This window comes from Stieleria sedimenti, assembly GCF_025060895.1.
GTDB classification, from domain to species: domain Bacteria; phylum Planctomycetota; class Planctomycetia; order Pirellulales; family Pirellulaceae; genus Stieleria; species Stieleria sedimenti.
Map to the genome: position 1 here is coordinate 1 of NZ_JANZKV010000200.1, position 26,612 is coordinate 26,612.

Genomic DNA, 26,612 nt, shown 5'->3' on the forward strand with positions numbered 1-26,612 from the left:
TGCTGCTGTCCAGATTGCTGTTGTCCAGATTGCTGTTGTCCAGATTGCTGTTGTCCAGATTGCTGTTGTCCAGATTGCTGTTGTCCAGATTGCTGTTGTCCAGATTGCTGTTGTCCGGATTGCTGTTGTCCGGATTGCTGTTGTCCTGGTTTCTCGCCGTCTGACTTTCCACCGGGACGGTTTTGATTGTCGCCGGCTCCTTTCTGATCTTTCTGTCCCGGGACGCGATCGCGATTCGTTTCTGCATCGGATGGGTTCTCCGATTTTTCCGCGGCTTCTTTCCCCCAGCCGGCGCTGCTGGCGGTTTTGGGATCGGTTTTCAAGAATTTCGGCAGTTCAAAATTGGCGATCGCCGCGCCCGGCAGGGGGGCCAGGAACGCCAGCATCAACAGTGCCGCGATCAAGGTGACACCGCCGGCGAGCCAGGCAACCGTGACATCGCCGGGCATGTCCACGTCGCGTTGCCGCAGGTAGCGACGGAGGTTTAGAAAGCTGGTGGTCACCAACAGCGAAAGACTTGAGAACAGATACAGTCCCAGCATCAACTGTGCACGCGCCCAGACTTGCGGACTGTTTTGCAGCATGAACTGACCGATCCCGAACAGGGGCAGCGCCGCCAGCGCGAGCAGGAACACGGTGCGTCCGGGTTGGTGCGATTTCCGACGCCGTTTTTCTTGCTCCGAAACAGGTGCCTGCTCGTCATGGTTGTCCGTGGCGATTCGACGCGACAATCCACTCGCTTCGTCCAATCCTCGATCAATCAGCCCTTCGCCGCTGGCGTCGACCGATTCATCGATCACGGTGCAGTCGTGGACGATGCGGTCGGCGAGGTAACCGATTAGGATGACCAGCCCGATAGAAAAGAACATCGACCCGACAAATCCGGTCATCACAAACACCATGGCCGCGCCCAGGGCCATCGCGTAGCCCGCCGAGTAGGCTCGGCTCTCTTCGATGACCATTCGGGCCAGCGCGACCGAGCCCATGGTGTACATCAGGATCAGATAAAAAACACGATCGGAGAAGTTGCCGTCGTAGAGCAGCGAGACGAAGAAGTTTGCCAGGCTGCTGATCATCAAAAAGATCAGGACCGGTCCGACTCCGATGGCGGCATAGTCTGCGGGTTGGGGGCGACTGGCCAAGTGACTGAAACTCTGTGAATAGCTGGACCGCGAGAGTCCTTTGTCAGAACTTAAGACTGTAGCGGGTCTTGCCAACGGTTTGTCGAGTGAGCCGACGGTGCTCGCCGCGGGCTCAGAGGAGTCAATGTAATCCTTCGAGGCCTAAGTCGTCGGCATCGAGACTCTCGCCGGGGACGCGGGCGTTACCGGGCCGCTTTGTTATCGGAGTCCTCGGGATGACTGCGTCGCCAATGTTCCATCGCCGGCCCGACCTTATTCATCGGAATCCACTTGTTGCGTGTCTTACTACTCTGAACAAGTGTTGACGGATCGATTTGTCCTTTGTCGATTCGGTTCAGCAGGTCGGCTTCAGAGATGGGGCCGATCCGCCGAGCCTTTCGGATCCAGCCGCTCGCCATATAAAACCATTGCGTTGACATCTCGATCGCTACCTTCAAAAAATGAAAAGAGTTGGGGAGAGAGCCTCTCTTGGACTTGGCAGCGTGTGTCGTTTTTCCTCCCTCTGTCCCACGTCACCATCGTCGCTTTCTCCACCGAAACTACAGTTTAACGAAGAGTTGTCGCACAGTGCGCGCCAATTAAAGGGGCAGATTGCGGCAAAGCCAACTTTTTTGCCGAATCCGGTGCGATATCGCACACAATTACCTCGGCAGACGGGGGTGGATCAACCTCCGATGGCAAGATTCTCGGCAACAACTATAGTTTAACGCGACGCCATCGCCCCCTTCGTCTAGTTTGGCCTAGGACGTCAGGCTTTCCGCCTGGAAACGCTCGTTCAAATCGAGCAGGGGGTACTGCATTTTGGGCGGCAACCGTGAAATTCGCCACATTTGGCATCCGATGGTGCAATTGCTCTCTAATTTTGTTTGACGAGCTTCGTTTAACCATAAGATAATGATGCGTCGCGGAGTGAAAGCAGACTCGCCCTCGGCTGAATGCCCATCGACTCGCGACGTTTTTTCTCTTTTCTGCCACCGTCTATTCAACTGTCTGCTCAACCGTCTGCTCAACACATAACAACGGATTCGTCATGACACGAACTGAACGTGCCACCTTCAACCCTGATCATTGTCGAGCGGTCGCAGCGTCGATTTCGCGGACCGATTTGCGTCGAAAACAGCGAGGGATCCGTGCTTTGGCACTGTTTGTCGCGTTGGCCGCCGCCGGGATCGTCGCAGCGACGGCATCGGGCCAAGCGGCCAAGTACGATGTGCTCGATGTCGAAGCCCTGATCGACGACAACTTGGCGACGGTTCAGCGGGAAGCGAGAACCTATGCGACGTCACGCGATCTGAGCGGTTTTTCGCAGAACAAATTGGCCGTTGTGCAGCGGTACTTCCAGCAATACGTACCGGCCAAGATCACGCAGCCCGACGCCACGCACCAAATCAATGACGTGATGGGCCACGTTCGCGCGGTGATGGACAGCGCGGTTCGGTCACAGACGCCCGGTGCCGGCAATGTGATGAGGTGGCTCTACGCCGGGCTCAAACCCGTCGCGATGGGCAACTACCAGCCTGCGGCGCGGATCAACGCAATTCAATTCATCGCCGGGTTGTCTCGGCCCCCGGCGCAGCGTGGTGGGGTTCCGAAACCCTATTCGTTTGTGCTGACCGATTTGAAGACGATTTACGACGATGCCAACAACCCCGACGGTGTGCGGGCGGCGGCACTGAAGGGCATCGAACGGTACGTTCGCTACTCGCCATCCAACGATCCCACCCTGCAAGGTGTCAAAGACAGTTTGACCCAGTCGATGACTCAGTTGCTTGAGTCAGATCCGCCCACCGGGCGCGACGAATTAGCACACGCGTTCTTGCAACGCTACGCGGTGAGCATTCTGACACAGATGAGCACCGACGCTTCCTTGGGCAAGCAATTCGTCAGCATTAGCACCAACGAAGACAAACCGAATCTGATCGCGCTTCACTCCGCCGCCGCAATCGCCCGCCTTCCCGGCAAGATGCCCGAAGGTGACGTGGAAACCCAAGAAGTATTGAAGCAATGGTCCAAACGTGTTTTGGCCGCTTACCAAGGCGAGCTTGCGCGTCTGGAAAAATTGGACAAAACCACGACCACTCAAGGCGTCCGTCAACCCGCCGCCCCGGATAGCTTCTTGAAGGAGACCAAAGACCCGAACGAGAAGACGGCCGCAGCCCTCGGCATGCGAGGCCAATCGATGATGGGCATGGATGACATGTACGAAATGGAGATGGAAATGGAAGGCATGGATGAGATGATGGACATGAGCATGATGGACATGGACATGGGCATGATGGGGATGGGCATGGGCATGCGTCCATTGGCTGCCAAACCACAGCCCGCCGAGATAGTCGCAAGCCGGAAAAAGCTCAATCACGTCCTGCAGCAAGTGCTGTTAGGCGTCACCGGTCAAGGGAAAGTCGTTGAAGATGTTGAATCGATCCAAGCGACCGGCGGCTTGATGGCTTCGGCGCCCGCCGACGCGCTCGCCGCGACCAAGCAATGGCTGACGTCGCTGTTTGAAGTGACCGGCCAGCTGAACGACACCACGCTGGACACCCGAAAGAAATACGTCACGGCGCTGAAGGATCAGGTCGCGACGCTGGAGGCACTTGCCGAAGGAAAGGCGGTTCAACAGCGGTCCTCGACCGAAGCCCCTGTCTTCCGTTTCGGAAATCCCCTCGATCCGGCCGCAGATGCCGAGGCACCCGCCGGTAACGCCGCACCTGCCGAAGGCGAGCCCGCTCCGGCGGCACCCCCGGCGGGAACGGTGCCGGCCGATATGGATGCGTTGCTCAATTAGTGCTTGGTCGACTTCTAAACTTAGAGTACCGCAGAAAAGGGGGCAGGTACGAATGGCACGGGCGTAAGCAGAAAGGGATTCAGCAACCGTTCGCGTATGGGATGAGGCCGGTGGATGCAAGTCCGCTGGCCGTTTTGCGTTTGATCCTTGGCGCGACCTTTTGGTTCTGGGCGACGGACTATTTGGCGGACGACCGCTGGCGGATTCTGTTCGTCCAGCCCACGGTGTTGTTCAAGTACGCCGGATTCCAGTGGGTGAATCTCTGGCCGGGCGATGGAATCTGGTGGCATTTTCAGATCGCCCGCGGCGCCGCGATCGCGTTCGCTCTGGGGTTGCTCACCCGTTTCAGCTCCGCCGTCCTAGCTGCCACGATGACGTATGTGTTGTTGGTTGAACGCCAGATCTACAACAACCACGACTACCTGCTCGCCTGCACCGCGCTGCTGTGCTGTTTTTTGCCTTGCGGCCGCACACTCTCGCTGGACCGCCTGCTTTTCCGGCGGGACGCTGACGATTCCAACATGCGTCTGTGGCAGTGGTGGCTGGTTCGATTTCAACTCGGGCTGCCGTATGTGTTCGGCGGAATCGCCAAGCTCGATTCCGATTGGCTGGCCGGCCAACCGGCCGACCTGTTTGTCCATTCACGCGTTGAAACGCCGGTGATTGGAACACTGTTCCAGTTGCCCGGTGCGGCGTTCGTGATGGCCTGGGGAGGTTTGCTGTTTGATTTGTCGATTGTCCCGGCGTTGATGTGGAACAAGACACGGCCGTTCGCAGTGGTGGCGGCGTTGATGTTCCACCTGACCAACGCCACCATTTTTCAAATCGGCGTCTTTCCGTGGTTCATGTTGGCGACGCTGTATGTGTTCTTTCCGGTTTCGTTTGTTCCCCAGTTGCTGCGGCGGTTCGGGGGATTGCTGGGACGCAGCGGGGGCGGCAGCCGCGCCGAAACAGCTCAACTGGACCGTCCCGTTTCTGGGGTCCACCGCGTCGCAATCCGGCTGGCCGTTGTCTACGTCGTGATTCAGTTGCTGCTGCCGATTCGGCCTTGGGTATTGCCCGGCAATCCGAGCTGGAATGAGCGGGGCCACCGATTTGCCTGGCGGATGATGCTGCGGCACAAAGACTGTTTGCTGTGGTTTAAGATTCAAACCGACAACGACTATTTGATCGTGCCGGCCAAAATCGTGATGACACCGAACCAACTCAGCCGTGCACCGCGCGATCCTGAACTGGTCCGCCAGGCGGCGCTCAAGCTTCAATCCCTCGCCGCGTCGATGGGCCAGCCGGGATGCCAGGTATATGCCTTGCATCTCGTTTCACTCAACGGACGCCCCGCCCAACCGTTGGTCAACCCGACCGTCGACTTGACTCAAGTCGAACGGGGCTGGTTTTCGGACGATTGGGTGATGCAAGATCCGGGGCCGTTACCGCCGACGCCATGGCGGGTTCCGTTTGACCAGTGGTGGCATCAGTTCGAAATGCCGGCAACGTTCGGCGAGCTTCGCTCGATGCGGCCGAGTGAAGCCGAAGCCGAGTTCGACCGCCTGGGCGCGCAGCAGCGGACCGTTGTACGACGTCCTTTGTAGGTCGTCGTCGACAGACCGGAAGCCTATCCCACCTATTCTCCGTGCGTTTCCTGCAGCTCTTTGACGCGAATGCCTTTCCAGTGCACGATGCCTTTGGCACCCTTGTGGATCTGCAGACCGAAGAAACCTTGCGCGTAGGTTCCGTCGTCGATCCAGTGCGCGACCGGGACTCCGTTGACCCACGTTTTGATCACGTTGCCCTCGGCGGAGATCGTCAATCGGTTCCAGCCTTCGCGATCCAGGGCGGCGCGGGCTTCCTTGTGTTCGGTCAACCAGACGGGATAGAAGTAACCGCCGCAGCTTTGGCCGTAGATGCCGCCGTTCCAGAATCGGTCACCGCTGATCCCTTCCATTTCGGCTTGTGGCCCGAACACCGTCTCACCGTTTTTTCCGGGTTTGGTCTGGGCCCGGAACATGACGCCCGAGTTGCCGTCGACTTCCCATTTCATCTCGCAGGTGAAAATGAAGTCTTTGAAATCGTTCTTGTCGGTGCTCAAGTAGGTGCTCGGCGATCCGGGCACGACGGTTCCCACCAGGACGCCGTCCTTGGCTTCAAATTTGCAATTCCCGCCTTTGGGAGACCATCCTGTCAGATCGTTGCCGTTGAACAGATCGCGAAAGCCTTCGGTCAATTCCGGCTCCGGATCGGTGTTCAGCAACATGTCCTCCGGTTTGGGGGCGTTCTGCTGGCTCTTGTATTTGGCGTACCACGCTTCTTGGGCGGGATCGACGCTGCCGCCGTCGGCAAAGACGCTGATGGCAAACAGGCAGACGAGGGTCCCCTGGACGAGCGTTTGTTGAATCAAGTTTCGCGACACTTCGGTTCTCGAAAGGTGGGTGAATTGGAAATGTGCGGCTGTCGCTGCGACAGCCGCACCGGACCTACGCCAGGATAATCGATTCTCTACCGTTCTGCGGTCAAGATTTGTGGACGGTCACGACGCCAGGGAAACACGAGGTCTCCAAGTGCGATGCCTTTTCCGATAAACACGGCGTCTGCCTCCATCGGGCCTTGAATGACGCCGAACAGGAGGATGCGAACCCGGTGTTTGTCTCCCACATCCAGTGGTGGAGATACTACAAGGGGCATGTCGTCGGCAAAGCGAAAAAGGGGTTCTTCGTTTTCGATGAGCGATCGACCAAGGTGCAGTTTTTCACAGATCAAGAAAAGCTGGATGAACACATCAAGGAATTGAAACTGAATGCTCCCCTGTCCAAACGGATGACCCCGCAGGACGGATTCAATCAGGTGTTTGGTGCAATGATGAAGAACCTGTATGAGCAACAGCTAAAGGAGATCGAGCAGGGTACCGGCATTTCCAAAGATCTGAATCCCGCACAGCGTGAAGCGATGAAGAAGTCGATTGAGCAGTACCTCAAGACGCTCGAGGGTTGACACTGCTTCTCAAAACTCTGACTCAACCTTCGGGGGGACACTGTCAGGAATCCGAAATGCAGCGGGTAGCCCGTCCGGCAACGGATGAACTTGAGGATGCAGCGTATGGGCGAGGATTTCCAGACTGTCCACCAGACGCGGTCCGGGACGATTGAAATAGGCCGAACCGTCGACCACGAAGACACGACCCGATTGCACACAGCGGAGTGAACTCCAGCCCGGGGACGATTGCAGCTGCCAAACGTCTCGCAGCGTTCGCTGGACGTCGAATCCACAGCACGCGATCAGCATCACGTCAGGATTCGCCGAGACGACGCGATCCCAGTTGACGCGGACCGAACGCCCGCCCGCACCGCCGAGGATTCCCGTGCCGCCGGCCCGTTTCACCAGCTCGGGGTTCCAGTGACCCGCACTAAACGGCGGGTCAATCCATTCCAACAGCATCACGCTGGGCCGATGGCGAATCGTTTGGGAGCGTTCCTTTACCTTTTGCAGACGTTGATTCAAGCGGTTGAGGTAATCTTCGCCGCGCCCGTCACACCCGGCCGCGATGGCGACTTGGCGGATGCTGTCCAAGACGTCGGACAGGCAGGCGGGTTCCAAATGGACGACCCGTCTGTCGCCCGAAAGGGCACACAATGCTTGATTCACTTCACGTTCCGAAACCGCACAGACATCACACAACGTCTGGGTGACGATCAAGTCTGGTGCGAGTGAACGCACCAGCGGCACGTCCAGGCTGTACAGTGATCGTTGCTGCTGCATTTGATCACGCACCAACGCGTCGATTTCGCAGCTCGATGCGTCGCCCGGAATGATTGTCCGCGTCACCTTGGGCAAATCGGACACCGACGGCGGGTAGTCGCATTCGTGAGAGACGCCGACCAGCTGATCGCGCAAACCGAGCGCGCAAATGATTTCCGTGGCACTGGGGAGCAGGGAAATGATCCGCATTCGATCTCGACGGTTTGGGTGGCTGGTGTTTCCTCAGCTCGGTTGTCCCATCATCTTTCCAAGCCGACGATCGTCAACCCGGTGTGCAGGCTACAGGGACCGTCCAGCTTCAGGCGGCGGCTTTTCTGCTCGACAAACGCAAGCCGAACATGCAACGCTGACTCAGCACTAAAAAGGCCGTCGTACAAAAATCCGCTGCACGCATCAAATTCGCACCAGTGCATTGAGCACAAAGGATCCAGAAACGGAGACCAACAGCACCCAGAGGCAATAGGCGATCGTGAGTTTGGGTCCCTGTCGGATGACCCACAGTCCGACCGCCAAGATCAGGGCGGTGAGCAACATCGACAGCCACGTCAGCCCATCAAAGTGCTGCCCCATCAATCGGCCTGCAAACAGCGTGATGAAAAACGCCGGCAAGCCCACCGCCATCCCGAATAGGGCTTCCATCATGCCCGAGAGCCCCTTCCAGGACGCAATCCAAGCATATGGGCAATACAGACAAGCCAATAGCGCGGCCGTCGGCAAGCGGTAGTGCCGAAACTTCAACAAGGTCCAAACGACCCAACACCAGACGATCGCGTACACGCCACCGCTGATTGCCAACGGAAACTTCGCGACGGCCGCCAAAAGCACGGCGACGACGGCCGTGGCGATCAGTATGGTTCGAATCGTGAATCGCGTTGGTGCCGCTGGATCGTTGGCGTGTTGCGGCGATGGAGACGGCATCCAGGGAAGCGCCAAACAAAACATCGATACCGAAACGAGCATTCCGATGGCGAACTGTCCGATCAGTGGCGATGGCCGACTTTGATCGGAACCGGTCCAATCATAAAACGACGGGATGAACCATCCCACGACCAGACTGGCCGCGATCAATAGCGGAAAAAATGGGATGCGTTGCATTGCGTTGCCAATGGCCATGATGGTCTAGAGCCCACCGAGGCCGAAGCGATGCGCTGCCCCCCGTTTGTGGAACGACGCCCGTAGGTTGGACCTGGGTTGATGATCTGGCAACGATCTCTATAACGTCGCACAACGAACGACCAACGCAAGACTACCGCGGAGAATGGTTTGACATCGCTGCCTGAGAACGGAACTCTCCAACGGCGCCGCCTGCGCGGTGACTTGAGTGCCAGCATGATGGACGGTGCGGCATTTGGCGGCATGGTGGGGTTTGGCGAGACCTACATTGCCGCGTTCGCGTTGGCCATCGGTTTGGGCGAAATGGCCGCAGGGATGGTCAGTAGTTTGCCGTTGATCGCCGGGGGCCTGATGCAATTGGCGTCCCCCACCGCAATACGTCTGTTGCAGTCGCACAAACGTTGGGTCGTCATCTGCGCGTTTCTTCAAGCGTTGACGTTCGTGCCACTGGTGATTGCCGCATGGATCGGGGCGATTGATGCGGTGATGTTGATCTTGGTGGTGTCGGTCTATTGGGGAACCGGATTGGCGACCGGGCCGGCCTGGAATACCTGGATCGGCACGATTGTCCCGCGGCCGATCCGAGCCCGGTATTTTGCCAATCGCACGCGGGTTTCCCAGGGATGCGTGTTCGCCGGGTTCCTGATCGGCGGTGTCTTGCTGCAATGGTTCACGGCACTGGATTTACGGCTCGTCGCGTTCACCGTCTTGTTTGGCGTTGCGGGGGGGTGCCGTCTGGTCTCGGCCTGGATGCTGCTCAAGCAGAGCGAGCCGGTTCCGTTGCCAGCGGGGATGCGCGCGATCCCTTGGAAACGTGTCTTTCATCATTTGCGTGAGAGCAGCGGTGGAAAGTTGCTGGTCTATTTGTTTGCCATTCAGGCCGCAGTGCAGATGTCAGGGCCGTTTTTTACGCCGTTTATGTTGAACAAGCTTGAGTTTTCTTACGGAGAGTTGACCGGACTGTTTTCGATCGCATTCTTAGCGAAAGTCGTGTCCTTGTCGTTTTGGGGTCGCGTGGCCAGCCGGACCGGAGCCAAGAATTTGCTTTGGATCGGCAGTGTCGGCATTGTACCGATCAGTGCCTGTTGGGTCGTCTCGCAACACTACGCCTGGCTGGTTTTTGCTCAGGCGGCCAGCGGCGTGTTTTGGGCGTCTTATGAACTCGCCTTTTTTCTGCTGTTTTTCGAATCGATTGCGGTCGAAGAACGCACCAGTGTGCTGACGATTTACAACCTGCTCAATACAACCGCGTGGGTCATGGGAGCTCTGCTGGGCGGCGCGGTGCTATTCCATTTTGACCTGAGCTTCCACGGCTACCTGGTGCTGTTCGGGCTCTCATCGCTCGGGCGTTTGATGGCGTTGGGGCTGTTGTTGCGGGTGCCGCGGCTGATCGTGGATTCGGATGAGATGGGAGTGCGAACCGTTGCCGTCCGACCCGGTTCCGCTTCGTTGGACACCCCGGTGCTGGCCAGTTTGCCGGACCAGACCGGCGAAGAGGGCGGAACCCAAGAAAATGCAAACGTCTCAAACTAGAAGGCGGGAGCCCTGCGGCACTGTTGTTAGCGGCACGGCGCGAGCGGGCTGTCGNNGCCCGGCCGCTGACGCGTCGCGGCTCACAAAAAACGACAGCCCGCGAGCCGTCCGGTGCCCGGCGAGACCGGCGGGCTCGCGATTAATACCGCAACGTGATCACGTCATGCGTGACGCGTAAGCGAGAGACGCGGCCTGGCCCCTTGCTTTTGCGTGCGGGCTGAAATTGACAGGCCGCTCGCACCCTTCCGCTCTCATCGATGTGGCATCTATCATTCACCGACCCGCAATCTGAGTGCGGATTGAAACAGGCCATCGACAAGGGACCTTCGGTGAAAGACACCTCTGCCAACATTGACGAATTCCTGCATCTGCTTCGGGCCTTGGTCAGGGAACCGTCGGTCGTCGGCGTGGAAGATGCGTTTTTTCGTGTTCTGCGGCGCGAGCTGGAAGAGTATCCGGTCAAGGTCGATCGCTACCACGGGCTGTTGGTGGCTCAGGGCTCCGAACCGGACAGTGTTTATCTCTCGGCACACATCGACCGACACGGATTGTTGTGTACCGGCCCGAATGAGTTTCAGTATGCCGCGTTCATCGCCGGCAACCGCGGTGAACTGACCGGTGATTCGGTATCGGAACAGTTCATGGAATTGATCGCCGGGCGTTTTGAGGGCCAGCGCGTCCAGGCTCACACGCCCTACGCCGGAACCTATTGTGGTCAAGGCCAGATCATGCGTTCTTACGTCTGTCCGCGACGACATAACTTGATCTTTGAACTCGACGGACTGGAATTTTTGCAGCCCGGCTTCCCCGTTTCGTTTCTCGATCGATTGCGTGTCGATCAGAACTTTGTCTCGGCACAACTGGACAATGTGGTTTCCGTTGCAATGCTGATCGAATTGATCCGCTCGGGGTTCAAGGGCACGGCCTTGTTCACCGCGGGTGAAGAAGCCGGGCGCAGCTGGCGGTTTGCCGTGGAGTGGTTTCAACGACATGATCTTTGCACCGATCGGCTGATTGTTTTGGACACCAGCCCCTTCCCGACCTTGGACGAGGTCGGCAAGCAAGACGTCGTGCTCCGGAATCGAGACTCGATGGCGACCTTCGACGAACCGCTGACCGACAAACTGGTCGCGATCTGCGATCGTTTGAAGATTCGTCATCGCTTCAAAGATCGTTACGTCGAACTGTTGAACTTGGAGCGTGAAAAGCCACTCTCGATCGGCCGCACGGAACTGGGACGCATCATCGCCGCGACCGATGGCCTGGTCCGCGGGACGACGTTGCAACTGCCCACCACGTCTTATCACACCGCATCGGAAACGGCAGAGAAAACCAGCATCTCCGCGATGCTGCGACTGCTGCGGAACATCTGTGAGTTGCCCGATCCGCAGTAACGATTTGTCGGTGCGTCACACGGTTCGCCCCGACGCGGCAGATTCACCACGGAGTGCACGGATGGAGTGAGCGGAACGGCGCGTGCCGTCCGGTCGCGCTTCAAACACACCTGGAAAGACCGGAGGGCTCGCGCGATGCCGCTAACAAAAACACCCCGCTTGGCGTCAAAGTAGCTGGCATTGGGGCTAGGCCTACGGACACGCTGTACAATGACGTCGTCGCGGGAACTCAGATTTTCTGCGGAACTTGGCGTGCTCAACGACGTTTCATTGCAGACGTCTTCATCCGAATTGAAATCCCGTGGGGTCCAACCTGCGCAGAAAAAGGGAATGGTTATGAATCAAAGTGCAGCGATGTGGCGGCGGCGCGGAATCCTTCGTGGTGGTATGGCGTTGGGAGCCACGGCGCTGACCACGCCAGGTTTGTTCGCGGAGCTGATTCAGACGCCGCCTCAAACCGAAGGCCCGTTTTATCCTAACAAGATGCCGCTTGATACCGACAACGATCTGCTGGTGATCAATGATTCGATCACCCCGGCCGTCGGTGAGATCACACACCTGAGCGGGCGTGTTTTGGATAGCAAAGGTAATCCGCTCCGCAACGCGTTCGTCGAAATCTGGCAAGTCGACCACAATGCGGTGTACATCCACACCGGTGATAAGACGAATCGAGAGAACCAGGACACGAACTTTCAAGGGTATGGCCGGTTCCTGACCGATTCGAAAGGCCATTACTACTTTCGTACGATCAAGCCCGTCCCCTATCCGGGGCGAACCCCGCACATTCATTTTGGGATCAGCCAGGGTGGAAAGCGGGTTCTCACCACACAGTTGTACGTGAAAGGGCATCCGGGCAACGCCCGTGATCGACTGTTCCAGGGCATCGATCCCAAGTCTCGCGAAACGGTGCTGGCAGACTTCGCACCGCTCCAAGACTCAAAGCTCGGCGAGCTTGCCGTGAACTTTGACATCGTGTTGGGCGTGACGGCCAAGGAAGATGAATCCGGCAAGATGCACGGCATCGGAAAGTCTCAGTGGCAAAGCCGCCAGGGACGCGCCGACCGGAGTTAATTGAACGTCGAACGCGGCACGGCGCGAGCAAGTGATTCGAAGATGCGACACGTGCGTTAGGTTTCTTCGACACCTCTTCACTGCCTTATGGCATTCGACCGATCGGACTCTTTCCGATTCGGTGGACAATTTCGACAGCGATCTGGACAAACTCGTGAAGAACTTTTTTGGGTTTCGGTCCTTTAATGGACTGGTCCTAAATAGCTCCTTCTATCGAGGCGAAATCGCGTGAAGTTCATCCAATCATGGGGCGGTCTTTTGACCTTGCTCGTCTGCCTTTCGTGTGTCGGTGGTTGCGGTAAACCGGAGGGGGCTCCAGATGCCGGTGAACTGAGTGACTACTTGGCCGACAACCCTGAGATCGCGAACGCCGAACCGCCAGAAATTGAAGCGGAATGAGCGACTGCCCCAACCCTCTTTTCTCTTATGGAAGTGAACAAATGACACGAAAGCAATCTGGATTCACACTTGTCGAACTTTTGGTCGTGATTGCCATCATTGGCATCATGGTGGGGTTGCTGTTGCCGGCGGTCCAAGCGGCTCGTGAAGCGGCACGACGAATGAGTTGCAGCAATAATTTCAAACAAATCGGATTAGCACTGCACAATTACCATTCGGCTTACAAACAGCTTCCGATGTTGATGGGTGGCACGGATTCGGCAACCAACACCGGCAACGCAGTTCCGGTGACTAGCAACAACTCGATGCAGTTGAGCATCTTTGTCGGATTGACGTCGTTCATGGAGCAGCAGTCGCTTTGGGACCAGATTCGAAATCCGCTCGATTCCGATGGCGACCCGACGACGACCAATGACGTTTACAATTCAATGGGGCCGGTCCCCAACATGGGGCTGGGGAACCACAACACGGCGATGTACCCGCCGTGGCTGACGGAGATTCCGACGCTGCGTTGTCCGTCCGATCCGGGGGTCGGTTTTCCGGCTCAGGGGCGCACCAACTACGCCGCTTCAACGGGTGATTCGATTCATCAATCCAATGTCGGGTTGTTGAATTTCGATGCGAACAAAGGCAAGTTTGTCGCCAACAACGGTCGCGCCCAGCGCGCCCGCGAATCGCTGCGCGGCTTTTTTGTGCCACGCAAGGACATGAAGTTTCGTGACGTGCTGGATGGTTTGTCCAATACGATTGCGGCTGCGGAGATCGCGACCGATCTCGGCGATCGACAGGTGATCACCACGGCGAAATCTCAGAACGTGATCAATGTCTATGACGACCCCAGTTACTGTCAGCAGTTTGTGAATCCTGATCGACCACGGTTTTGGGATCCTGCCGCGCCCGATTTGATCACCGGGGCCGAAAACGGACGAGGGTTTAAATGGGCGATGGGCTATCCATTTTGGTCGCAGGTCACCACGATCACGCCGCCAAACCGTGAGATCTGTCTACGAAGCGGGATCAATTCGCCGGGCATCATCCCGCCCAGCAGTCGTCACCAAGGCGGCGCTCATGCCTTGCTGGGTGATGGTGCGGTGATCTTTATCACCGATTCGATCGAAGCGGGCAATCCTCACGCGCAAACGATTTACGTGAACTACCAAAGCACCAGTAGCGTTGTGCCATCGGTTCCCGGCGCTCCGAGCCCCTACGGACTTTGGGGGGCGCTCGGTACACGCGCGGCCAACGAAACCGTTGATCAACAGCTGAACCAATAGATCGTAATCCGTCAGCAGACTATCGGTTCGGGGTCTGGCCTCGAACCGTGACAACCCGATTTTCGGTAGTTCGCCGGAGTGCATCCGCAGTGACGTTTGAATGCGTTGCTGAAGGAGGATGCCGATTCATAGCCGACCAACACTGCGATGTTGCTAATTTCGAGAGCAGTTTCTCGAAGCAGGCAACAAGCTTTCTGCATGCGAATTTCAGTCAGGTACTGCAGCGGTGGTTTACCGACAAGGGTTCGAAAACGTTCTGAGAAAAGGCTTTTGGAGACGCGAACGCTTTTTGCCATCGACGGCACGGTCCAGGGGTCTCCCGGCCGATCGGTGATCGCGTTCAACACGGGGCCGACGGTCGGGTCGACGATCGCGGCGAGTCGTGTGGTAGTGAAATCCGGCGGTCGCGCATTGTCGGTGCCTTGCGTCGTCTCCAGGGTCAACGCGACGCCCAACGTCTTGTAGAACACGAGCTGTGCCAATCGTCGTACCGTCAATTCCCAACCAAGCTCACGAGACACTTCCTCGGATTGAATGATCTTTAGTAGGGGAAGGCACGAGCGGAGCTGTTCGTGCTGATGATGGTTTAGATGGATGACGTCTGGCAACCCAATTTCCAATGGGTTGAAATGCAGTTGCTGTGGTTGAAATTGTCCGTGAAGCAGGTTCACTCGCGCGGCGTCGTTTTCAGGGTCGCTGTCTTCAGGGTCGCTGTCTCTTTCATACGGTCCGGCCAGCCAATCCGCGATGGGGTGACTGGAACTCGTCGGTTGCGCGACCACTTGATGGGGCTGACTGCGGGTCAGTATGAGATGGTCTCCATCGGCCAAGCGTGTCGGAGGTTGATCATCGTCAAGCAGCTTGAGCCATGCGCTGCCGCGGGTGATGACATACATGCAAACCAGTCCAGCTGGCACGTCGAGTCCCGCATCGACATCCAATTGCATTTGTCTGGCAGTCCAGAGCGGCAGGTATAGTCGGTCCAGCAAAGCAGTGACGAGAGTGTGGCTGGGCAACATCAAATGAGGGGTCCCATGGGTGGCGCTTCAACGGATGGCAACCGGCGATCCTTCGCCGGTCCCTCTAGACACGGATCGGCGGGCGTAACTGTCACAGTGTTTCACGGATTTTTTGGTGCATTGCCAAGATCTCGCTGTTGGGCAACGGTCTGCAATGAGTGAAACAGACAAAACGTCTGTTGGTGTTGCCTGTTTTTCGCGAACGGAATTTGCACCGTCCCCGACAGCCGGCCTGTGATTGGGTACACTGTTACATCCTTCAACATGGTCGTGCCGCCGGCCACATTGGGGGCTGCGGTTTCATCAGGCCGAGCAAGACGCCCACGATGGATGACCCGCAAAGTCCTGAGCGAAGGACCTCCGAGAAGATGGAATCTCATCCATGACTAATCCTCCCACGAGTACCACAATGCGAATCAAGTTGTTGCCGCTGTTGACGATGCTGATGGTGTTTGCCATCCCCGCCGGATTTGTCCAGCCGGCGGTCGCCGAAAAACCCAATGTGATCGTGATCATGGCGGACGATCTCGGCTACGGAGATGTTTCGTGTTATGGCGCGACGTCGTTGACGACACCAAACATTGACCGGTTGAGTGCCGAAGGGCTGCGGTTTACCAGCGGCTACTGCTCAGCGTCGACGTGCACGCCGACACGCTATTCGTTGTTGACGGGCACCTACGCGTTTCGCGGTGAACGCACGGGCATTGCACCGCCCAACGCGCCGGCGATCATCAAACCGGGAACCGACACGGTGGCGTCGCTGTTGCAACGCGCCGGCTACGCCACGGCGGTGATTGGCAAATGGCACCTCGGACTCGGTGGAGAAGACGGGCCGGATTGGAATGGCCAGTTGAAACCGGGGCCGCTGGAGATCGGCTTTGACACCTGTTTTTTGCTGCCGACGACCAACGATCGTGTGCCGCAGGTTTATGTCCACGATCACCGCGTTCCCAATCTCGATCCGGCCGATCCGTTGTGGGTGGGCACCAAAAAACCCAGCCCCGATCATCCCACGGGGCTGACGCATCGCGACACGCTGAAAATGGATTGGTCGCACGGGCACAACTCGACCATCCACAACGGCATCAGCCGCATCGGTTTCTACACCGGTGGACATGCCGCCCGTTTCCGCGACGAAGACCTGGCCGACAAGTGGGTGGAAAAGTCCGTCGAATTCATCGAGCAGCATCAAGACGAACCGTTCTTTTTGTTCTTCTCGTCACATGACATTCACGTTCCACGGATGCCGCACGAACGCTTTCAAGGCAAAACATCACTCGGGTTCCGCGGCGACGCGATCATTGAACTCGACTGGTGCGTCGGCGAAGTCATGAAGACGCTGGACCGATTGAACCTGGCCGAGAAGACATTGGTCGTGTTCTGCAGTGACAACGGCCCGGTGCTGGACGACGGCTACAAGGACGGTGCGATCGAAACGATCGGCGATCACCGTGCCGCCGGTCAGTATTCGGGTGGCAAATACAGTGTCTATGAAGGCGGGACGCGAACGCCGTTCATCACGCGTTGGAAAGGTCGCATCAAACCCGGTGTCAGCGATGAAGTCGTTTGCACGATCGACTTGGCGGCAAGTCTGGCGGCGCTGACCGAACAGTCGCTTCCGAACGATTTTTTCTTGGACAGTTTCAACGTGATCGACGCGCTGCTTGGAAAAGACGGGGCACAAGGCCGCGACCATCTGGTTCAACAGGACAACGGCGCCGCAGGCACCTACGGAATGCGGGCCGGCCAATGGAAACTGCATCGCTATGGAAAAAAGACGGCCCGCAACGTGGTGGTCGAGACTCAGTTGGCCAACACCAGCGTGCCGCCATTTCAACTGTTCAATTTGGACGACGATCCCGCCGAAACGTCCAACGTGATCGAGCAGCACCCGGACGTCGCCGAACGATTGAAGAAGCAGCTAGATGATCTGATCGAGCAGGGACGCAGTCGTCCTGCCTCGTAGTGATGGTGCCTTCGTATCCCGAAAGGGATCCCAGCAATAAGCCGGCGGTCGAGCGGAGCGAACACCGCCGGGGGCGAAACGAAGCCGCGTAGTGGACCGTCTAGCGGTAAACGTCATGCGCCGGTCATCCGTCTGATTGGATCGCGGAGTCAAACCGGCGGGTTGCAGTGCGACGCTGGAAACGCCAGCCTGAGGACAGCCCCGAGTGCCCGATTTAAATGAACCCACGGATGGCAGAGCGAACCCACGGATAGAAAGCAGCCTGGGATCCGTGGGTACGCGCTGCCATCCGTGGGTGTGATCCATTGCTGTGGTACCGGAGATCGTCTGTTGGATCAGATCGATCGAGGGAAGCGGATTGCCAGACGGTCCATGGCTCCCCCCGCATGACATCTACCGATAGACGCTGACCTACGCCTGCTAAGCCCGCCACAGACGTCGTCGGATTACTCAAGCGACGAACGCCTTGGCGACGGATTACGAGCCCGCGATGCGTTCGATCTGCGCCAGCGTGCTGGCCAGAGTGGCGGTGGCGCGGGCGACTTGGACTTGCAGGGAAAGCAGTTCGCGATAGGTGGCGATCAAGTCCGTGAAGTCCGCTTTCTTGCCTTGATAGTCGGCCGTCGCGATCTGCAGGGTTTGCTCGGTGCGCGGAATCAGGCGATCGCGGAACAGTTCCAATTGCTCGATTGCAGCGTAGGCGGCAGCGACTTGGCGGCGCAGTGTGCCACGGACGCGATCACGCTCGGCATCCAAACGAAGTGCCGTGCTGCTGCGCCGGTGGGCCGCTTCGCGAATGCCTGCGTTGATCTTGTCCCGCCAGATCGGAAGTGTCACGCCGACGGTGAAATTGATGTTGTCGTGGCCATTGGCAACACCGCTCAGCACGTCCTGGTCGTCGCTGATGATGGAATAGCCCAGACCGAGTTGAAAGTCGGGATATTGCTGAAGACACGCCAAGGATTCTTTCGCGCGGTCACGTGCGATCTCGGCTGCCAGTCCCTGCAACATCGGGTTGCGTTGTTCGGCCTGGGCGACCAGCAAATCGAGTTCTGGTTTGACCTCGTCCAGGTTGAGCTGGTCTACGGTCGTGGGCATGTACTGCAACGGCTGACGAACCAACGCTCCCAGGTCGGCGCGGGCTTGTTCCTGTTGGCGACGGAGTGCGATCCGTTGATCTTCCAAGCGGTCTCCTTCGATTTCCGCACGCAGGACATCTTGTTGGCTGCCACCGGTTCGATAACGGGCTTCGGAGACGGCGATCAAGTCTTCGACTCGTTCGGAGTTCTCTTCCACAATTCGGATCAGTTCACTCGCCAGCCACAGCTCGTAATAGGCCAATCGAACCGCTTCGGTGATTTCGAGTTCGGTCCGAGCGATCTCGGCATTGGCGATCTGGATTTCGCGAATCGCGACGGCGCCGCGCGCACTCCGCTTGGCCGGCCAGGGCAGCTTTTGCGTCAGCGCGAACTGATGTCCGACACGGCCACCGGCGGTTTGCAGGGCTTGGTCGTGAATCGGCCAGAACGTGTTGCCGACCATCGGGTCTTCCAGGGCAGTCGCCTGGGGAACGCGATACCGAGCCGCGGCGACCTGTTGACGGGCGGCGGCGATCGACGGGTGGGTGGCCAAAGCGGTGGCAATCAACGAATCGAGCGTGACGACATTCGGTCCGTCTGTCGGGTCGGTAGGCTCTTCATCGTCTTGGAATGCGACCAGATGGACGTCCGCTGGCTCCAATGCGGATTCGTCGCTCGGTCGGGCGGAGAACCGCTGCGATTCGGGCGGCTGTGTTTCGATCAGTGGATGGCCGTCGAATGCGTCATCGATTTGGTCGACTTGGGTCAGCCCGCCGCGACAACCGGTCACCGCGATGAGACCGAGCAGCAGCAGGGGATGGGCCGATTTCACCTTGGAGACTCGTCTGCGTTTTTGCGGTGTGATCATGCGTTTTGTGCCCGTCGTGCACGTCGTGACGAAAGAATCGCCTTGAACTTTGTTCGGCATGCGGTGACAATGACTTGGCATCAATCACGCTTCTTTGCTGCGCACGTCCCTGATGAACCGCCGAATAATCCGTACCGTCCTTACCGTTTGCCTGGTCGTCCTCACGACGATGCAGCCGGTATCGGCGTTGGTGTTGATGGGAACCTGCTCGGGAAACGTTTGCGAGCAAAAGCAAACGTGCGGGGGGTGTGGTTGCTGTGAGGTTGCCCAACAAGAGCAGCGATGCTGCTCTTGCCCCGATCGCGGCGACGGGATGGAAGGTCGTTTGGCTGCGGGGCATGACAAACTGTCCAGCAAATCGGTCGGTCCGCCGCCGCGGGGCTGCTCGATCGATCTGAAAGCCAGCCAAGACGCGGCCGATCACCTGGCGGTCAACCGCCGATGCACGTGTCGTGTCTCGGTTCCGCCGATGGATCGCACCAGCACGTCTGATTCGGCCGTTCGTGATCTGTCGCTCCGACTTGCTTCGTTGGAATTCGTGTTGCCCGAGGACGTTTCGCCGATCGTTCACTCGCGTTCGGTCGATACCACGCCCGGCAGTCGCGCCGATTTCTCTCAACGCATACTCTGCGTCTGGCGGATTTAGCAGGTTTTGACAGGGGGCGTGCGCGCCCACTGAAACAAACCCTACTGATTTCCATTTTGATTCTGACGGACAGATTCCGTCGCCACGAGAGAGATTGATGATGCGCTATTTGATTGGTTCTACCTTGTTGTTGTTGATTCTGGTCGCTGCGATCACCGGATGCGGTGATGCGACTCCGACCGCCACCGACGCAGATGCCATTCCGTTGATTTCGGATCCGGTGGAGGCCACCGCGGTCAACTTCGCGAACACGAAGTGCCCCATCATGGGCGGCAAGCCCACCTCCGAATTGACGGCGGAGTACGAGGGCAAGACGATCGGTTTTTGCTGTGAAGGCTGCCCCGAAAAATGGGCGGCACTCGACGAGGATGTGAAAGCCGAAAAGTTCGCGAAGGTTGATGCGCAGGCCGGCCACGATCATGGCACCGACGATGACCACGCCGGTCACGACCATGCCGAAGACGCAACCGACTCGCCCCAGTAGCGGGTGATCCCCTGAGAGTCGCTGACGCCGCCGGACGTTGGACCGTCCACGTTCCGGCGCGCGTTGCGGCGACATTGATGTTCCGCTCGTTGATGGCGCGATGTCGGTTGCGCGCTATGGGTAACGCGGTGTTGATTGCCGGGGAAACCGTGTGATCTGGTTACCGGCCATGGCGCGCCGCTGCCGTGGTGTGTCAGCGGCGACACCATGTTCCGATTCACCATGTTCTGATTCATCGAAACCTCTCCTTGGTGTGACGCATGAACGACAACGAAGCGGCGCCGTCGAAACGCTCGTCTCGATGGCGGCAACGACTATCGGGTTTCAAGTGGCTCGGCAAAGCTCTGGTCCACGCAGCGGTTCTGTTGGTGGCGTTTGTCGTCGGGATAGCGTTGCTCGGTGTCGCCCAACGCGTCGGTTGGATTGGTGGTGGTGGCGAGATGGCTGCGTCAACGACTGATCCGCACGATCACGGCGGCGAAACCCTTTATTCCTGTCCGATGCACCCGCAGATCAGACAGAACCGACCGGGAAAGTGTCCGATCTGCGCGATGGACTTGGTGCCCGTTTCGAACCAGCGATCAGCGGGCACGCGCGGAACGGCGGAGGATGAAGATCGCTACATCTGTCCGATGATGTGCACGCCGCCGTCGAAAGAGCCCGGGCGTTGCCCCGTCTGTGCGATGAAATTAGTCAAGGCGACCAACGGTGGACCAAGCGACGGAGAATCGATCACCATCGAGCCGGCCGCACGTCGCTTGATAGGCATTGAAACCGCCAAAGCAAAACTCGGTCCGGTCTCGCAGACGATTCGCACCATCGGATCGATCGACTTTGACGAAAGCAAACTCGCAACCATCTCGGCCTATGTGCCCGGACGCATCGAAAAACTTTATGCCAATTACGTCGGCGTTCCCGTCGAAAGAGACGATGATCTGGCGTTGATCTACAGCCCTGAGTTGTATTCTGCGCAGGTCGAGTTTTTGACGGCCCAAGACAACGCCCCGCTGAAACGACTCGGCGGGACGTCGGACTTCGCCTCGCTCGCCCGCCAAAAACTCATCGAGCTCGGGCTGACCGAAGAACAAGTTGACGCGTTGCGTTCGCGGGGGAAGGCGGACAGCCGAATCCGCATTCGCTCGCCCATCCGAGGAACGGTGATCAACAAGTTTGCCGTGGAAGGCGACTACTTGAAGACCGGCGACAAGGTCTATCGCATTGCCGATCTGTCCACGGTCTGGCTGATGCTGGATTTGTACCCCGACGACGCGGCGAGGATTCGATTCGGCCAGGAAGTCGAAGCGGAGGTGTCGTCGATGCCGGGCGAGATCTTTACCGGCCGAGTCGCGTTCATCGATCCGACGGTGCACGAGAAAACTCGGACGGTCCGCGTGCGGGTGGAGATGCCGAATCCGGATGGCAAGTTGCGGCCCGGCGACTACGCGACGGCCCGCGTCTACGTCGCCGCCATTCGCCAGGATTTGATTTACGATCCGATGTTGGCAGGAAAATTCATCAGCCCGATGCACCCCGAAGTGATTCGCGAAACGCCAGGCGATTGTCCGATCTGCGGGATGGCCCTGATCCCGACGTCATCGCTTGGGTTCGCTGACCAACCCCTGCCCTTGCAGCAAGTGATCACGGTGCCGCGTGATGCGGTGCTGATGGCCGGTGGCAACAGCGTGGTGTATCTGGAAACCGATCCCGGACGTTTTGAAATTCGCCGTGTGACTGTGGGGCCCGTGACGGACGACGACGCCGTGATTCTAGAAGGCCTCGCGGCGGGCGAGACGGTCGCAACCCACGGCAATTTCCTGATCGACTCCCAAATGCAACTGGCCGGAAATCCCTCGCTGATGGATCCCCGTAAGGCCAAAATGTACCCGCCGGGACCGCTCGAATTGCCCGTGCAAGAAATGATCGTGTTGCCGGCGGTCGCGGGCGAACAATTCGACCAAGCTCTCGAAGCCTATTTCAACATCGGCCAAGCGTTGGCGGCCGATCAGATTCCGGATCCAGCCCTCGTCCAACAGCTCGACGAAGCCCTGGGTGAATTGTTGCGATCGCGCGACGTTCCCGGTCCCGCTCAGTCGCATCTGCAGCGGGCGCGACGAAGTGTCGACCGTCTGACCGGGTCTCTGGAACAGACTCGGCAGGGCTTCCGTCCGCTCAGTCACGCCCTACTGAAAGCCGCCAACAGCGTGCGTGGTCCTCGCACCGCCGAGTCCCTCGTCCACCTGTTCTGTCCGATGGTCCCCGGCGGAGGTGGCGATTGGATGCAATCCGGCGGCGAGCTGCGCAATCCGTATTGGGGCAGCGAGATGTTGGAGTGTGGGGAGGAGGTGAGGGACATGGGGAGTGGGGAGACAAGGAGACAGGGAGACAGGGAGGCGATCGGGGGTAAAAGAGGAGGACACGGGCGACCGCGTCGATCAAGCACCGATGATCGACCGGCATGCATTCCTCTCCCTCTCTCCCCCTCTCCTTGTCTCCTTCACTGAGAAAGTCTCCTCGTCTAACAATGGGGAAGACCGGCGCGATGCTTAACCTGCTGATCCGTTTCTGTGTCAGAGAGCCGTGGCTGGTCGTGTTGGTGGCGATCGGCAGTAGCGTCGGCGGCTGGTTCGCCTATCGAGCCGTTCCGATCGACGCCATTCCCAACGTCGGTGAAAACCAAGTCATCGTGTTGACGCCGTGGCCGGGGCGGTCGCCCAAGGACATCGAAGACCAGGTCACTTATCCGCTCAGCGTTTCTCTGTTGGCCGTGCCCGGAGCGGAGTCGGTGCGTGGAAAAAGCATGTTCGGTTACAGCTTCGTGCAAGTCACCTTCAAGGACGACGTTGATTTCTACTGGGCACGCAGCCGCGTCTCCGAGCAACTCGGGACTGCCGCCTCGCAATTGCCCGACGGGGTCGTTCCGCAACTGGGCCCCGACGCCACCGGTTTGGGGCAAATTTACTATTACACGCTGACCCCGCCGCCCGGCGGGATGGGATTGGCCGAGCTGCGAAGCCTACAGGACTTCGTCGTCAAGTACGAACTGCAATCGGTCGAGGGGGTCAGCGAAGTCGCCTCGATCGGCGGTTATGTCCGCCAATATCAGATCGATGTGGATCCCGACAAGTTGCGATTTCATAACGTCCCACTGCAAACGCTGGCGACGGCGGTGAAGGGGTCCAATCTTGACGTCGGTGCCAAAACGGTGGAATCGACGGGGATGGAGTACATCGTCCGCGGCAAAGGATTTTTGGGCAGCGAAGGCGGCCGAGGGGACGCGATCCGCGACATCGAAGAAACGGTGATCGTGCAGCGGGACGGAGTTCCGGTGCACGTCCGCGATGTCGCCAGTGTCCAACTGGGGCCCGATTTTCGGCGTGGTGCGCTCGACTACAACGGCGCCGAAGCGGTCGGTGGTGTCGTCGTGATGCGTTACGGCGAGAACCCTCGCGAAGTGATCGATCGGGTCAAAGCCAAGATTGCCAAGATCGAACCGGCATTGAAGGGCGTCAAAATCCACGGCGTTTACGATCGCAGCGGGTTGATCGACGAGACCGTGGCGACGCTGACCCAGGCGTTGCGCGACGAGATTCTGATCACCGCGGTCATCATCTTGCTCTTCCTGCTGCACGTTCGCAGCAGCGTTGTCGTGGCAATCTGTTTGCCCGCCGCGGTGCTGATGTCGTTTATTGCGATGCATTTGACGGGCGTCGGTTCGAACATCATGTCGCTCGCTGGAATCGCCATCGCGATCGGAACCATGGTCGACATGAGCATCATCGTTTCGGAGAACATCTACCAGAACTTGGCGGAATGGGAGCAGGGCGATCGGACGCGTTCCCGATCCGAGGTGCTGTATGAAGCGACCATCGAAGTCGCTCCGGCGGTGGTGACGGCCGTCACCACCACCATTGTCAGCTTTCTGCCGGTGTTTTTCTTAACCGGGCGAGACTATCGTCTGTTTTCCCCGCTGGCGTACACCAAGACCTTCGCCATCGCGATGGCCATGTTGACCGCCATCACGATGGTCCCCGCCCTCAGCCGGCTGTTGCTGAAAAGTTCCCGGTATCGCAAGCCCACGGCGCTGCTGGTCGCGCTCGCTCTGGCGATGCTTGCCGCGGCCCTGTCGCACTTTCTGTGGGGAAACGAGCTCGCTGCTCACCTCGGCTTGCAACGGTGGATGGTCACCGTTGCGATGGCACTGGCGGGATTGTTGTTGGGCTGGCAACTGATGCGAGAACGGATCCGGCCGATCGACGAGATTCCGACCAGTCGATTCGTGCGTTGGATCTATGCCGCGCGACTGCGCCAAGCGCTCCGACACAAAGCGATCGCGCTCTCCTTTCCGGCACTGTTGCTGGTCTTCGGCGTCGGTGCCTACGTCGGACTTCCGACGGTGATGCGGCCGATCGAGCGGGTCACCGCTTCTCTCGGCGTCGATTTGAATGCCGTCCCCGGCTATGTCGACGCCAAGCATCTGTTCACGGGGTTGCAAAGCGACGATTGGATCGCCCTCGATGAAGGCAGTTGGTTCTACATGCCGACGCTGTATCCGGCGGCAAGTTTTTCGCAGGCGATGCAGGTGTTGCAAACGCAAGACGTGTTGATCGGCCAGATCCCCGAAGTCAAAGATGTGCTCGGAAAGATCGGTCGGGTGGAATCGGCGCTCGACCCCGCCCCGGCCGCGATGGTTGAAACGTACGTGATGCTGAAACCCGAATCGGAGTGGCGCGACGGTGTGACCGCTCGACAGATTTGGGACGAGATCAATCGCGTCGCCACGCTACCCGGCGTCACACCCGCATCGGCTCTGCAACCGATCGAAGGCCGGGTGGTGATGTTGCAATCGGGCATCAAAGCTCCGATGGCCATCCGCATCTACGGCGACGATCTGCAGACCCTGGCGACTGCTGCGATGGCCGTTTCCGCACAACTAAAAAAGTCGCCGTACGTTAATTCCGGCACGGTCAATCCAGATATCGTGCTCGGCAAACCCTACGTCGAATTCAACGTCAATCGCGAAGCCGCGTCGCGATACGGCATGAGCGCGTCCATGGTGAACGAAGTGATCGAGACGGCGCTGGGCGGCATGAATTTGATCACAACCGTCGAAGGCCGCGAACGCTATCCCGTTCGGCTGCGCTACAACCGTGACTTGCGGGAACGGATCGATGGCCTGAGCCGTTTACCGGTGGTCACGCAAAGCGGCGCCGTCGTCCCGCTGGAGGAACTCGCCAGTCTGGAAACGACCTGGGGCCCCGGTGCGATCAACAGTGAGAACGGACGTCTGATCGCGCACGTGGCCTTCATGACCAACGGTAGCGTCGGGGATCTGGAGTCGGTCGCGGCCATTGAAGAACAGTTGCGACAGGCCCAGACGTTGCCGGAATCCAACCCTCATCGACTTGCGCTGCCCACCGGGTACTCGATCGAAGCCGTCGGCAGTTTCCGCAACCAGATCGAAGCCAATCGCCGATTGATGTGGATCATTCCCGTCGTGATGGGGATCAATCTGTTGCTGATCTATGTGCAGTTCCGTAACCTGCCGATTTCGCTGGCGGTCTTTTCCGGAATCCCCGTCGCCTTTGCCGGGGGAATGATCTTGGTCGCGTGGATGCAGGTCGAACTCAATACCGCGGTTTGGGTCGGCTTCATCGCCTTGTTCGGGTTGGCGGTCGATGACGGGGTGGTGATGGCAACCTATGTCCATCAATTGCTTCAAAAGCGACGGATCACCAGCGTCCACGAGATCCGCGAGACGGTCTACGAAGCAGGGCTCAAGCGGATCCGACCCTGTGTGATGACGACCGTCACGACTCTGGCGGCGTTGATCCCCGTCATGATCGCCGATGGACGCGGTGCCGATGTGGCCCGCGCGATGGCCATTCCCGTTTTTGGCGGCATGTTGGTCGAGCCGTTCACGTCGTTCATCGTGCCGACACTGTATTGCGGCTACCTGGAACTGAAGATGCGGTTCGGCCTGGAAGATGAACTTTGGCAGGGCGACGCAGGCGAGCATGACGCGATGGGCCATTGAACCCTCATCCGGCCATGATATCTTCTGTATTCTAGAACCGTTGCCCGATCGCAAC

21 protein-coding genes and 1 tRNA gene are annotated in these 26,612 nt (G+C 58.6%); 15 read left to right on the forward strand and 7 right to left on the reverse strand.

The genetic code is table 11. The annotated features are described in order from the left end of the window. Positions 1 to 247, reverse strand: a 247-nt coding sequence (locus tag NZK35_RS34965) for a pentapeptide repeat-containing protein (protein ID WP_407699822.1), incomplete at its 3' end; no start/stop codon positions are given. A gap of 316 nt (positions 248 to 563) precedes the next feature. On the opposite strand from NZK35_RS34965, the gene NZK35_RS34970 reads away from it, so the two are divergent. Then, entirely contained in the window at positions 564 to 842 is a 279-nt protein-coding gene (locus NZK35_RS34970) for a hypothetical protein (protein WP_407699823.1), read from the forward strand. A 482-nt stretch (positions 843 to 1,324) separates the two neighbouring features. Here the strand turns inward: NZK35_RS34970 and NZK35_RS24505 are convergent, their stop codons facing one another. Continuing rightward, positions 1,325 to 1,561 (reverse strand): DUF4339 domain-containing protein, encoded by a 237-nt coding sequence (locus NZK35_RS24505; protein ID WP_259635160.1) that lies wholly within the window; start codon positions 1,559 to 1,561, stop codon positions 1,325 to 1,327. A gap of 300 nt (positions 1,562 to 1,861) precedes the next feature. Here NZK35_RS24505 and NZK35_RS24510 point away from each other — a divergent pair. The 3 genes from NZK35_RS24510 (at position 1,862) to NZK35_RS24520 (ending at position 5,516) form a co-directional block, all read left to right on the forward strand. Continuing rightward, positions 1,862 to 1,936, forward strand: a tRNA-Glu gene (locus NZK35_RS24510). A gap of 236 nt (positions 1,937 to 2,172) precedes the next feature. Beyond that, on the forward strand, positions 2,173 to 3,927 hold the full coding sequence (locus NZK35_RS24515; RefSeq protein ID WP_259635161.1) for a hypothetical protein: 1,755 nt from the start codon (positions 2,173 to 2,175) through the stop codon (positions 3,925 to 3,927). 110 nt (positions 3,928 to 4,037) lie between these two features. Then, positions 4,038 to 5,516, forward strand: a complete 1,479-nt coding sequence (locus NZK35_RS24520) for an HTTM domain-containing protein (RefSeq protein WP_259635162.1) — start codon at positions 4,038 to 4,040, stop codon at positions 5,514 to 5,516. Between the two features lie 32 nt (positions 5,517 to 5,548). Here NZK35_RS24520 and NZK35_RS24525 read toward each other — a convergent pair whose 3' ends face one another. Further along, positions 5,549 to 6,334, reverse strand: a complete 786-nt coding sequence (locus NZK35_RS24525; RefSeq protein WP_259635163.1) for a 3-keto-disaccharide hydrolase — start codon at positions 6,332 to 6,334, stop codon at positions 5,549 to 5,551. Positions 6,335 to 6,528: 194 nt separating this feature from the next. On the opposite strand from NZK35_RS24525, the gene NZK35_RS24530 reads away from it, so the two are divergent. After that, a complete protein-coding gene (locus NZK35_RS24530; protein ID WP_259635164.1) occupies positions 6,529 to 6,912 on the forward strand; it encodes a hypothetical protein in 384 nt (127 codons plus the stop codon). A 9-nt stretch (positions 6,913 to 6,921) separates the two neighbouring features. Here NZK35_RS24530 and NZK35_RS24535 read toward each other — a convergent pair whose 3' ends face one another. Both NZK35_RS24535 and NZK35_RS24540 read right to left on the reverse strand, forming a co-directional pair. Then, on the reverse strand, positions 6,922 to 7,866 hold the full coding sequence (locus tag NZK35_RS24535) for a cobalamin-binding protein (protein WP_259635165.1): 945 nt from the start codon (positions 7,864 to 7,866) through the stop codon (positions 6,922 to 6,924). Between the two features lie 204 nt (positions 7,867 to 8,070). Next, positions 8,071 to 8,772 carry a hypothetical protein gene (locus NZK35_RS24540; protein WP_259635166.1) on the reverse strand — a complete coding sequence of 234 codons (702 nt, stop codon included), beginning with the start codon at positions 8,770 to 8,772 and terminating at the stop codon, positions 8,071 to 8,073. Between the two features lie 168 nt (positions 8,773 to 8,940). Here NZK35_RS24540 and NZK35_RS24545 point away from each other — a divergent pair, with 168 nt between their 5' ends. From NZK35_RS24545 to NZK35_RS24565, 5 genes are all read left to right on the forward strand, one after another. Further along, complete coding sequence (locus tag NZK35_RS24545; RefSeq protein ID WP_259635167.1) at positions 8,941 to 10,323, forward strand: MFS transporter; 1,383 nt, start codon at positions 8,941 to 8,943, stop codon at positions 10,321 to 10,323. A gap of 329 nt (positions 10,324 to 10,652) precedes the next feature. Continuing rightward, entirely contained in the window at positions 10,653 to 11,717 is a 1,065-nt protein-coding gene (locus NZK35_RS24550; protein ID WP_259635168.1) for a peptidase M42, read from the forward strand. A 336-nt stretch (positions 11,718 to 12,053) separates the two neighbouring features. Then, the gene (locus NZK35_RS24555) at positions 12,054 to 12,788 is read left to right on the forward strand and encodes a dioxygenase family protein (protein ID WP_407699824.1); all 735 of its coding nucleotides are present in this window, start codon (positions 12,054 to 12,056) and stop codon (positions 12,786 to 12,788) included. Between the two features lie 228 nt (positions 12,789 to 13,016). After that, the gene (locus tag NZK35_RS24560) at positions 13,017 to 13,187 is read left to right on the forward strand and encodes a hypothetical protein (protein WP_259635170.1); all 171 of its coding nucleotides are present in this window, start codon (positions 13,017 to 13,019) and stop codon (positions 13,185 to 13,187) included. A gap of 41 nt (positions 13,188 to 13,228) precedes the next feature. Next, positions 13,229 to 14,461 (forward strand): DUF1559 domain-containing protein, encoded by a 1,233-nt coding sequence (locus tag NZK35_RS24565; RefSeq protein ID WP_259635171.1) that lies wholly within the window; start codon positions 13,229 to 13,231, stop codon positions 14,459 to 14,461. A gap of 11 nt (positions 14,462 to 14,472) precedes the next feature. On the opposite strand, the gene NZK35_RS24570 is transcribed toward NZK35_RS24565, so the two are convergent. Further along, on the reverse strand, positions 14,473 to 15,480 hold the full coding sequence (locus tag NZK35_RS24570) for a helix-turn-helix transcriptional regulator (protein WP_323379666.1): 1,008 nt from the start codon (positions 15,478 to 15,480) through the stop codon (positions 14,473 to 14,475). 409 nt (positions 15,481 to 15,889) lie between these two features. On the opposite strand from NZK35_RS24570, the gene NZK35_RS24575 reads away from it, so the two are divergent. Continuing rightward, complete coding sequence (locus NZK35_RS24575) at positions 15,890 to 17,446, forward strand: sulfatase family protein (protein ID WP_407699825.1); 1,557 nt, start codon at positions 15,890 to 15,892, stop codon at positions 17,444 to 17,446. Positions 17,447 to 17,923: 477 nt separating this feature from the next. Here the strand turns inward: NZK35_RS24575 and NZK35_RS24580 are convergent, their stop codons facing one another. Beyond that, positions 17,924 to 19,393, reverse strand: a complete 1,470-nt coding sequence (locus tag NZK35_RS24580) for a TolC family protein (protein ID WP_259635173.1) — start codon at positions 19,391 to 19,393, stop codon at positions 17,924 to 17,926. Positions 19,394 to 19,505: 112 nt separating this feature from the next. Here NZK35_RS24580 and NZK35_RS24585 point away from each other — a divergent pair, with 112 nt between their 5' ends. From NZK35_RS24585 to NZK35_RS24600, 4 genes are all read left to right on the forward strand, one after another. Beyond that, positions 19,506 to 20,039, forward strand: a complete 534-nt coding sequence (locus tag NZK35_RS24585; protein WP_259635174.1) for a hypothetical protein — start codon at positions 19,506 to 19,508, stop codon at positions 20,037 to 20,039. Between the two features lie 97 nt (positions 20,040 to 20,136). Further along, complete coding sequence (locus NZK35_RS24590; RefSeq protein WP_259635175.1) at positions 20,137 to 20,523, forward strand: hypothetical protein; 387 nt, start codon at positions 20,137 to 20,139, stop codon at positions 20,521 to 20,523. A gap of 260 nt (positions 20,524 to 20,783) precedes the next feature. Further along, a complete protein-coding gene (locus NZK35_RS24595) occupies positions 20,784 to 23,024 on the forward strand; it encodes an efflux RND transporter periplasmic adaptor subunit (protein WP_259635176.1) in 2,241 nt (746 codons plus the stop codon). Between the two features lie 38 nt (positions 23,025 to 23,062). Further along, the gene (locus tag NZK35_RS24600) at positions 23,063 to 26,557 is read left to right on the forward strand and encodes an efflux RND transporter permease subunit (protein WP_259635177.1); all 3,495 of its coding nucleotides are present in this window, start codon (positions 23,063 to 23,065) and stop codon (positions 26,555 to 26,557) included. The last annotated feature ends 55 nt before the right edge of the window (positions 26,558 to 26,612 follow it).

Bases quoted from the DNA above. Each gene is read 5' to 3' on its own strand.
- NZK35_RS24505 (WP_259635160.1), bottom strand. From the start codon at position 1,561: ATGTCAACGCAATGGTTTTATATGGCGAGCGGCTGGATCCGAAAGGCT.
- NZK35_RS24515 (WP_259635161.1), top strand. From the start codon at position 2,173: ATGACACGAACTGAACGTGCCACCTTCAACCCTGATCATTGTCGAGCG.
- NZK35_RS24535 (WP_259635165.1), bottom strand. From the start codon at position 7,866: ATGCGGATCATTTCCCTGCTCCCCAGTGCCACGGAAATCATTTGCGCG.
- NZK35_RS24540 (WP_259635166.1), bottom strand. From the start codon at position 8,772: ATGCAACGCATCCCATTTTTTCCGCTATTGATCGCGGCCAGTCTGGTC.
- NZK35_RS24555 (WP_407699824.1), top strand. From the start codon at position 12,054: ATGAATCAAAGTGCAGCGATGTGGCGGCGGCGCGGAATCCTTCGTGGT.
- NZK35_RS24565 (WP_259635171.1), top strand. From the start codon at position 13,229: ATGACACGAAAGCAATCTGGATTCACACTTGTCGAACTTTTGGTCGTG.
- NZK35_RS24570 (WP_323379666.1), bottom strand. From the start codon at position 15,480: ATGTTGCCCAGCCACACTCTCGTCACTGCTTTGCTGGACCGACTATAC.
- NZK35_RS24575 (WP_407699825.1), top strand. From the start codon at position 15,890: ATGCGAATCAAGTTGTTGCCGCTGTTGACGATGCTGATGGTGTTTGCC.
- NZK35_RS24580 (WP_259635173.1), bottom strand. From the start codon at position 19,393: ATGATCACACCGCAAAAACGCAGACGAGTCTCCAAGGTGAAATCGGCC.
- NZK35_RS24585 (WP_259635174.1), top strand. From the start codon at position 19,506: ATGAACCGCCGAATAATCCGTACCGTCCTTACCGTTTGCCTGGTCGTC.
- NZK35_RS24590 (WP_259635175.1), top strand. From the start codon at position 20,137: ATGATGCGCTATTTGATTGGTTCTACCTTGTTGTTGTTGATTCTGGTC.
- NZK35_RS24595 (WP_259635176.1), top strand. From the start codon at position 20,784: ATGAACGACAACGAAGCGGCGCCGTCGAAACGCTCGTCTCGATGGCGG.
- NZK35_RS24600 (WP_259635177.1), top strand. From the start codon at position 23,063: ATGCTTAACCTGCTGATCCGTTTCTGTGTCAGAGAGCCGTGGCTGGTC.